The following is an 8,862-nucleotide window of genomic DNA, read 5'->3' as shown; positions in this document are numbered from 1 at the left end:
CGCGCGGCGGGCCGGACCCTTGCACGCGGTCGCACACATGCTCGAGCGGTGGCACACCCCGGGCGCTGGCACACGTGTTCGAGCGGCCGCACACACCCCCGGGCCGTGGCACACATCGTCTGCGATGTGTGCGAGCACCACCGGATACGTGCGAGCACCACCGGGTGTGCGCGAGCCCCCCGGCGCGGCACCCGACACCCGCGCGCGGCGGGCCGGACCCTTGCACGCGGTCGCACACATGCTCGAGCGATGGCACACCCCAGGCACCGGCACCCATGTTCGAGCGGCCGCACACACCCTCGGGCCGTGGCACACATGGTCTGCGGTATGTGCGAGCGCCACCGGATGTGTGCCAGCCCGCCGGCGCGGCACCCGACACCCGCGCGCGGCGGCGCACAGACCCCACGCGGTGGCACATATGTTCGAGCGGCCGCACACAGCCCGGGCCGCGGCGCACGTGTTCGAGCGCGGCCGGACACCCCCACGCGCTGGCACACCTGTTCGAGTGGTGGGATTGCCCGCGACCCGGCCGGGAGCGGGTCACCCCAGCCGGGCCTGCGCCTCGTCCCAGGCCGAGGCGTCGCCGCGCGGCTCGTGGCGAACGAGCGCGAGGCCGCCCCGCAGCACCCCGCGCAGGTCGGCGAGCCCGCCGTCCAACACCCCGAGGGCGCGCGCCTGGACGAGCGCGTTGCCGTACGCGGCGGCCTCGACGGGTCCGGCGACGACCGGCAGCCCGCACGCGTCCGCGGTGAGCCGGCAGAGCAGCGCGTTGCGCGCCCCGCCGCCGACGACGTGCACGACGTCGACGTCGCGCCCGGACAGCGCCACCGCCTCGCGGACGGTGCGGCGGTGGGCCAGCGCGAGGCTGTCGAGGATGCACCGCACGGTCGCGGCCCGGGACGCGGGCGGGCGCTGGCCGGTGCGGGTGCAGGCCGCGGCGATCCGGGCGGGCATGTCGCCGGGCGGGAGGAACGCCGGGTCGCCCGCGTCGACGACGGCGGCGAGCCCGGGCTGCACCGCGGCGGCGGAGAGCAGCGGCCCGAGGTCGGGCTCACCCCAGGCCCGCAGGCACTCCTGCAGCAGCCACAGGCCCATCACGTTGCGCAGGTAGCGCACGGTGCCGTCGACGCCGAGCTCGTTGGAGAAGTTCGCCGCCCGGCCGGCCTCGGTGAGCACCGGCTCGGTCAGCTCGACGCCGACGAGCGACCAGGTGCCGGTGGCGACGTACGCGAACCGGTCGGTGGCCGCGGGGACCCCGACGACGGCCGACGCGGTGTCGTGCGAGCCGACGGCGACCAGCGGCACCGGGCCGGCCAGTCCCGTCGAGGCGAGCACGTGTGGCGCGAGCTCGCCCACGCGCGTGCCCGCCTCCACCAGGGGCGGGAACAGGCCTGGTTCGATGCCCACCCGCTGCATGACCTCCGTGGACCACGCGCGGGCACGCACGTCGAGCAGCCCGGTGGTGGAGGCGTTGGTGACCTCCGCGACCCGGGCGCCCGTCAGCCAGTAGCCGAGCAGGTCCGGGATCAGCAGCAACTGCTGCGCCGCGCCCAGCTGCGGCGTGCCCGCGGCCGCGGCGAGCTGGTAGATCGTGTTGAAGGCCAGCACCTGCACGCCGGTGGTGGCGTACAGCTCCGCGGCGGGCACCGCCGCGTGCACGGTGTCGGCCACGCCGTCGGTGCGGGTGTCGCGGTAGTGCACCGGGTTGCCCAGCAGGGCGCCGGTGGCGTCGAGCAGCCCGTGGTCCACGGCCCACGAGTCGATGCCCACCGACGCCACCGGCCCGGCCGCTCGGAGCCCGTCGAGGACACCGCGGTAGAGCGCGAGGACGTCCCAGTGCAGGGTGGCGCCGAGGCGCACCGGCCCGTTGGCGAACCGGTGCACCTCGGTGAGCGCCACCCGCCCCGGCGTCACGTCCACGGCCATCACCCGGCCGCTGGACGCCCCGAGGTCGACGGCGGCGAGCCTCATCTGACCCTCATCGCAGGAACGCCGCAGCCACGCCGGAGTCGACAGGCACGTGCAGGCCGGTGGTCTGCGACAGGTCGCCGCCGGTGAGCGCGAACGCGGCGGCGGCGACGTGCTCGGGCAGCACCTCACGGCCGAGCAGGGTGCGCCTGGCGTAGTAGGCGCCCAGCTCCTCCTCCGGCACCCCGTAGACCTCCGCCCGCTGCGCACCCCAGCCGCCCGCGAAGATCCCCGAGCCGCGCACGACGCCGTCCGGGTTGATGCCGTTGACCCGGATCCCGTACGGGCCCAGCTCGGCCGCGAGCAACCGCACCTGGTGGGCCTGGTCCGCCTTGGTGGCCCCGTAGGCGACGTTGTTCGGCCCGGCGAACAGCGAGTTCTTGGACGAGACGTAGACGATGTCGCCGCCGGTCCCCTGGTCGATCATGACGCGGGCGGCGGCCCGGGAGACGAGGAACGAGCCCTTCGCCATGACGTCGTGCTGGAGGTCCCAGTCCGCGACGGTGGTGTCCAGCAGCGGCTTGGAGATCGAGAGCCCCGCGTTGTTGACGACGAGGTCCACGCCGCCGAACGCGAGCGCGGCCGCAGCGAAGGCCCCCTCCACCCCGGTCTCGTCGGCGACGTCCGCCGCCACGCCGATCGCCCGGTCCGCGTTCCCGATCCCGGCGGCGACCTCGGCGGCCCGCTCCGCGTCCAGGTCCGCGACGACGACGCACGCCCCCTCGGCGGCGAGCCGCTGCGCGATCGCCTTCCCGATCCCCGACGCCGCCCCGGTGACCAGCGCGACCCGCGTCGCGAGCGGCTTCGGCTTCGGCATCCGGGCGAGCTTGGCCTCCTCCAGGGCCCAGTACTCGATGCGGAACTTCTCCGACTCCGGGATCGGCGCGTAGCTCGACACCGCCTCCGCGCCGCGCATCACGTTGATCGCGTTGACGTAGAACTCGCCTGCGACGCGGGCGGTCTGCTTGTCGCGGCCGAAGGAGAACATGCCCACTCCCGGCACCAGCACGATCGCCGGGTCCGCGCCGCGCATCGCGGGCGAGTCCGGCGCGGCGTGCCGGTCGTAGTACGCCCGGTAGTCCTCGCGGTACGCGGCGTGCAACTCGCGCAGCCGGGTGACGACGTCCTCGACCGGCGCCGCCGCGGGCAGGTCCACGACCAGCGGCTTCACCTTGGTGCGCAGGAAGTGGTCCGGGCAGGACGTGCCCAGCTCGGCGAGCGGGACGAGCTTCTCGCGGGCGAGGAATTCGAGGACGGCGGCGGAGTCGGTGAAGTGCCCGACCTGCCGGTGGTCGGTGGACGCGAGGCCGCGGATCACCGGCGCCAGCGCGGCCGCCTTCGCCCGCCGCTCCGCCTCGGGCAGCGGCTCGTTGCCGGGCACCACGGCACCGAACGGCTCGGCCACGCCGCGCCGGGCGAGGAACTCCGCGGCCGCAGCGATGATCTCCAGGGAACGCGCCTCGCACTCCTCGCTGGTCTCGCCCCACGCGGTGATGCCGTGCCCGCCGAGGATCACCCCGATCGCCTGCGGGTGGGCCTCGCGGATCGCCGCGATGTCCAGGCCCAGCTGGAACCCGGGGCGGCGCCACGGCACCCACACGACGCGATCGCCGAAGCACTCCTTGGTGAGGTTCTCCCCGTCCGCGGCGGTGGCCAGGGCGATCCCGGAGTCGGGATGCAGGTGGTCCACGTGCGGGGCGCCGACGAGGCCGTGCATCGCGGTGTCGATCGATGGCGCCGCGCCGCCGCGGCCGTGCAGGCAGAAGTCGAACGCGGCGACCATCTCGTCCTCGCGCTCGACGCCCGGGTAGACGTCGGCGAGCGCGCGGACCCGGTCCAGCCGCAGCACGGCGAGCCCGGACGGGGTCAGCGTGCCGAGGTCGCCGCCGGAACCCTTGACCCAGACCAGCTCGACGGGCTCGCCCGTGACCGGGTCGGTCGCGGAACCCTTGGCGGAGGTGTTGCCCCCGGCGTAGTTGGTGTTGCGCGGATCGGCGCCCAGCCGGTGGGACCGGGCCACCAGCGCCGTCACGGTCTCGTTCATCGCACCCTCTCAGGATCCCCAGCTCGCCGGGGTGCCGCCGACGCGCTCGGCGGCGGTGGTCGGCCCGTACCCGGACGCCGCGTAGGCCGCCATCGGGTCGCGCGGCAGTCCGCGCGCCTCCCGGCGGTCCGCGAGCGCAGATCGGACGTCGGTCTCGTACGCGTCCATGAGCACCCCGTGGGCGCCCAGGACGTCCCCCGCCTCCTGCGCGGCGGCCAGCGCCGCGCGGTCGATCAGCAGGGCCTTGGCCAGCGCCTGCTCGACGTTGAGCACGGAGCGGATCTGGCCGGGGATCTTCTCCTCGATGTTGTGGCACTGGTCGAGCATGAAGTTGACGCCGGAGGACGGGCGGTGCGCGCCGGCGTCCACGATCTCGGCCATGATCCGGAACAGCTGGAACGGGTCGGCCGAGCCCACGACGAGGTCGTCGTCGGCGTAGAAGCGGGAGTTGAAGTCGAACGCGCCCAGCCGCCCGGCGCGCAGCAGCTGCACGACGATGAACTCGATGTTGGTGCCGGGCGCGTGGTGGCCGGTGTCGAGCACCACCTGGGCCCGCTCGCCGAGCGCCTGGCAGTGCAGCAGCGACGTCCCCCAGTCCGGGATGTCGGTGGCGTAGAAGTAGGGCTCGAAGAACTTGTACTCCAGCAGCAGCCGCTGGTCCTCGTCGAGCGCGGCGTAGATCTGCTGCAGCGAGTCCGCGAGGCGGTCCTGGCGGGCGCGCAGCGAGTCCTGCCCGGCGTAGTTGGTGCCGTCGGGCAGCCACAGCTTGAGGTCGGTGGAGCCGACCTCGCGCATCACCTGGACGCACTCGACGTGATGTGCCACCGCCTTGGCCCGCACCCGCGCGTCGGCGTGGGTGAGCGAGCCGAGCCTGTAGTCGTCGTCCTGGAACAGGTTGGAGTTGATCGCACCGATCCGCACGCCGCGTTCCTTGGCATGGGTCGCCAGCGCCCCGAAGTCCTCGACGCGGTCCCAGGGGATGTGCAGCGAGACCCGCGGCGCCAGGCCGGTCAGTGCGTGCACCTGTGCGGCGTCGTCGATCTTCTCGACGGGGTCGCGGGGCACGCCGGGGGTGGAGAACACCTTGAAGCGGGTGCCGGAGTTGCCGTAGGCCCAGCTGGGCACCTCGATGGTGAACCCGTCGAGGTCGTCGAGTGGGTCGGTCATGTTCGGTCCTCGTCTCGGGAGAGGGTCAGCGGGTTCCGCCGTAGCGGCGGGTGGTCACCCCGTTGAGCAGGGCGGCGAACACCAGCACCGCGCCGAGCGCGAGCAGCTGGAACTGCGCGCCCGCGTTGCCCTCGAAGGCCAGCAGGATCCCGGCGTTGAGCCAGACGACGAGCAGCGTCGCGAGCACGACGCCCGCGACCCGCCCGATGCCGCCGGTGATCGCCACCCCGCCGAGGACGGCGATCGTGATGGCGGGCAGCGCCATCCCGTTGCCGGTCACGCCCGCGTCGGGGCGGGCGGAGGCGAACTGCGCCACGGTGACGACGGCGACGAGCCCGGAGATCAGCCCGGCGTAGGTGTAGGCGGCGAAGCGGGTGCGGCGCACCGGCAGGCCCGCCCAGCGGGCGGCGACGTCGTTGGTGCCGATCGCGTAGAGCCGCCGTCCGTAGGTGGTGCGCGCCACCAGCAGCCACACGACCACGACGGTCGGCAGCAGGAAGGTGAACAGCCCCAGCGGGACGTCCGGCACGTACTGCCCGAACAGCGGCAGCTCGACGGAGCGGCTGATCGAGAACAGCTCCTGGACCGGGGTGGTGCTGATCGGGCTCTGGTCGTTCACCACGATGGCGAGCGACTTGTAGGCGTAGAACGTGGCGAGGGTGGCGATAAGCGCCGGGAACCCGACGTAGGCGACGAGGAACCCGTTGAGCGCACCGCAGAGCGCGCCGAACCCCGCGGTGGCGAGGATCGCGAGCCACAACGGCCAGCCCCACAGGCCGTAGGTGAAGCCGAACACCATGCCGGCGAGCGAGACGATCGCGCCGACGGACAGGTCGATCCCGCCGCGGCCGGAGACGATCACCAGCAGCTCGGCCAGGCCGAGCATCGCGAGCGGCACCGCGTTGATCAGCGTCGCCGACATGTAGTCGAAGTCGTAGTCCGCGGTGAGGTAGCCGCCGGCGTCGAGGACGAAGAACCAGGCGACGACCACGACGACCAGCACCGCGAGCAGCGCGATCCGCTGCGTGAGCAGGGCGCGCAGGACGCGGGCCCCGGTGGTCTCGGTGGTTCCGGGATCGGCAGGCCGCTGCGGGGCCGTGGCGAGCGTGGTCATGCCCTCCTCCTCGCGCGCTCGCGCAGCAGGTCGGTGCCGACCGCCACGATGATGAAGATCCCGACGAACAGGTCCGCCAGCTGCGAGCTCCAGCCCAGCTGCGTGACCCCGGACGTGACGGACTGGACGAGCAGGGCACCCAGCAGGGTGCCGAGCACCGAGCCGCGCCCGCCCATGATCGACGTGCCGCCGATGACGACGGCGGCGATGATCGCGAGCTCCTTGCCGCTGCCGACGGACTGGTCGAGCGTCGACGTCCCCTGCGCGATGACGAAGCACGCACCGAGCCCGACGAGCAGGCCGGTGACCAGGTAGGCCAGCAGGATCCGGCGCTGGACGTGGACGCCCACCAGGCGCGCGGCGTGGGCGTTGCCGCCGATGGCGTAGAAGTGCCGCCCGCCCGCGGTGTGCCGCAGGTACCACCAGGCCAGCGCGACGACGAGCACCGTGATCGCGAAGGCGTGGGGTACGCCGAGCGTGCGCCCGGCCTCGCCGCGGCCGAAGATCTCGAAGGCCGACGGGATGCCGTTCACCGTGCGCGAACCGAAGATCTGCAGGCCGAGGAACAGGAACAGGTTGGCGGTGCCGAACGTGATGATGATCGCGTGCACCCGGCCGTAGGCGATGAGCACGCCGTTGACGGCTCCCAGCGCGGCGCCGACGGCAAGCGACCCCAGCACCGCCAGCGGTGCCGACACGCCCGCGACCAGCGCCTTCGCGGTGACCACGGAGCACACCATGATCGCCGCGCCGACCGAGACGTCGATGCCGCCGGTGATGATCACGATGGTCATGCCGACGCCGATCAGCGCGATCGGCGCGGTGGCCACGAGCAGCGGCTGGATCGAGCCAGCGGTGAGGAACGCGGGTGTCCAGAACGCGAGCCCGGCCCAGATCACGGCGATCACGCCGAGCAGGACCAGCTCCTGGCCGGTGACCGGCGGGGGCAGGATCCGGTGGCGGGCCGTGACGGGCGGGTGCGGCTCGCCCGCTGGCGGGTCCGGCCGGGTCAGCGTGACGGTCACGGCGTGCCCTCCTGCCCGGCGCCCGCTGCGGCGGCCAGGACGTCGACCTGGGTGGCGTCCGGGCCGAACTCGACGGTCGTGGTGCCGCCGCGCACGACCTGCAGCCGGTCGGCGATGCGCAGCGCCTCGGGCAGGTCCGAGGTGACGACGAGCACGGCCGTGCCGCCGTCGGCCAGCTCGGTGACGATGCGGTGGATCTCCTCCTTGGCGCCGACGTCGACGCCCTGGGTGGGCTCGGCGAGGACCAGCACCTCGGGCCGCTCGACGAGCTGGCGGGCGAGCACCACCTTCTGCGCGTTGCCGCCCGACATCGCATCGATCGGCTGGCGCTCGTGCGGCGTCCGGACGTTGAGCCTGCGGATCATGTCGAGGGCGACCGTCCGCTCACGGGCCCGGTCGACGAACACCCCGAGCCGCGACAGCAGCCGCAGGTGCCCGGCGGAGATGTTGAACGCGATCGACTGGAAGCCGAACATCCCCTCGAGCGTGCGGTTGGCGGGCAGCAGCGCGATGCCCAGCTTCTGGGCCTCCTGCGGGGACCGCGGCGCAACGGGCTTCCCGCGCAGCCGCATCCGCCCCGACGTCGGCCGGTCGATCCCGTAGACGCACGCCGCGATCTCGGAGACACCGGAGCCGACCAGCCCGTACAGGCAGACGATCTCGCCGGGCCGGACCCGCACGTGCACGTCGTGGAAGCGCCCGGTGCGGCCCAGCCCGTCCAGGACGAGGACGGGGTCGCCCGCGGGCACCTCACGGTGCGGGCGCTCGTCGGAGAGGATCCCGCCGACCATCAGCTCGGCGATGCGGCGGACCGAGAGCTCGCCGATCGGGTGCGTGCCGATGGTGCGCCCGTCGCGCATGACGGTGACCTCGTCGGCGATGCGGAAGAGCTCGTCGAGGCGGTGGGAGATGTAGACGACCGCCACGCCCGCCGCGGTGAGCCGGCGCACCACCCCGAACAGCACCTCGATCTCGGCATCGGTGAGGATCGCCGAGGGCTCGTCGAGGATCAGCACGGAGGCGTCGCCCGCGAGGGCCTTGGCGATCGACACCTGCTGCTGCTCGGCGATCGAGAGCTCCCCGACCGGCACCGTCGCGTACCGGGCGGGCAGGCCGAGCAGCTCCAGCAGCTCGACCACCCGCGCGTTCTGCTCGGCCCATGCGATGCGCCCGCCGCGACGGATCTCGCGGCCGACGAAGACGTTCTCCGAGACGGTCAGCTCGGCGAACAGCTGCGGCTCCTGGTAGACGGTCGCGATGCCCAGCGCGATCGCCGCACCGGTGCTGCCGATGGTGGCGGGCCTGCCCTCGAACTCGACGGTGCCCGCGTCGGCGGTCTCCGCCCCCGCCACGATCTTGATCAACGTGGACTTGCCCGCGCCGTTCTCACCGACGAGGGCGTGCACGCGCCCCGCGTGGATCGCGATGTCGGCATGCCGGATGGCCTGGACGGCGCCGAAGCGCTTGACGATCCCGGTCAGCCGCAGCCGGGGCGTGCCCTGCGCGAGCGGCGCGGGCGGGGCCTGCTGCTCGATGCTCATCTC

At 73.5% G+C, this 8,862-nt stretch carries 6 protein-coding genes; all 6 read right to left on the bottom strand.

Going from position 1 to position 8,862, the window contains the following annotated elements; genetic code table 11:
* Window positions 1-540 precede the first annotated feature (540 nt).
* The 6 genes from AB7J25_RS21275 to AB7J25_RS21250 are packed head-to-tail and all read right to left on the bottom strand — an operon-like array spanning window position 541 to window position 8,859.
* The gene (locus tag AB7J25_RS21275) at window positions 541-1,971 is read right to left on the bottom strand and encodes a rhamnulokinase (RefSeq protein WP_428511352.1); all 1,431 of its coding nucleotides are present in this window, start codon (window positions 1,969-1,971) and stop codon (window positions 541-543) included.
* A gap of 7 nt (window positions 1,972-1,978) precedes the next feature.
* Window positions 1,979-4,012, bottom strand: coding sequence for a bifunctional aldolase/short-chain dehydrogenase (locus AB7J25_RS21270; RefSeq protein ID WP_428511351.1), 2,034 nt, complete (start codon window positions 4,010-4,012; stop codon window positions 1,979-1,981).
* Between the two features lie 9 nt (window positions 4,013-4,021).
* On the bottom strand, window positions 4,022-5,179 hold the full coding sequence (gene rhaI / locus AB7J25_RS21265; RefSeq protein WP_428511350.1) for an L-rhamnose isomerase: 1,158 nt from the start codon (window positions 5,177-5,179) through the stop codon (window positions 4,022-4,024).
* Window positions 5,180-5,204: 25 nt separating this feature from the next.
* Entirely contained in the window at window positions 5,205-6,293 is a 1,089-nt protein-coding gene (locus tag AB7J25_RS21260) for an ABC transporter permease (RefSeq protein ID WP_428511349.1), read from the bottom strand.
* Window positions 6,290-7,318 (bottom strand): ABC transporter permease, encoded by a 1,029-nt coding sequence (locus AB7J25_RS21255; protein ID WP_428511348.1) that lies wholly within the window; start codon window positions 7,316-7,318, stop codon window positions 6,290-6,292. The genes AB7J25_RS21260 and AB7J25_RS21255 overlap by 4 nt, the downstream gene beginning before the upstream one ends.
* Window positions 7,315-8,859: a sugar ABC transporter ATP-binding protein gene (locus AB7J25_RS21250; RefSeq protein WP_428511347.1), complete on the bottom strand. Its 1,545-nt coding sequence runs from the start codon at window positions 8,857-8,859 to the stop codon at window positions 7,315-7,317. The genes AB7J25_RS21255 and AB7J25_RS21250 overlap by 4 nt, the downstream gene beginning before the upstream one ends.
* Window positions 8,860-8,862: the final 3 nt, after the last annotated feature.

It is taken from the genome of Pseudonocardia sp. (genome assembly GCF_050246655.1).
In the GTDB taxonomy this organism is placed as follows: domain Bacteria; phylum Actinomycetota; class Actinomycetes; order Mycobacteriales; family Pseudonocardiaceae; genus Pseudonocardia.
The sequence above is the reverse complement of the archived record's forward strand: the minus strand, read 5'-3'. Positions and strand labels throughout refer to the sequence as shown.

Coding starts and splice junctions, on each gene's coding strand:
- AB7J25_RS21260 (WP_428511349.1), bottom strand. CDS start 6,293: ATGACCACGCTCGCCACGGCCCCGCAGCGGCCTGCCGATCCCGGAACC.
- AB7J25_RS21270 (WP_428511351.1), bottom strand. CDS start 4,012: ATGAACGAGACCGTGACGGCGCTGGTGGCCCGGTCCCACCGGCTGGGC.
- AB7J25_RS21250 (WP_428511347.1), bottom strand. CDS start 8,859: ATGAGCATCGAGCAGCAGGCCCCGCCCGCGCCGCTCGCGCAGGGCACG.
- AB7J25_RS21275 (WP_428511352.1), bottom strand. CDS start 1,971: ATGAGGCTCGCCGCCGTCGACCTCGGGGCGTCCAGCGGCCGGGTGATG.
- rhaI (WP_428511350.1), bottom strand. CDS start 5,179: ATGACCGACCCACTCGACGACCTCGACGGGTTCACCATCGAGGTGCCC.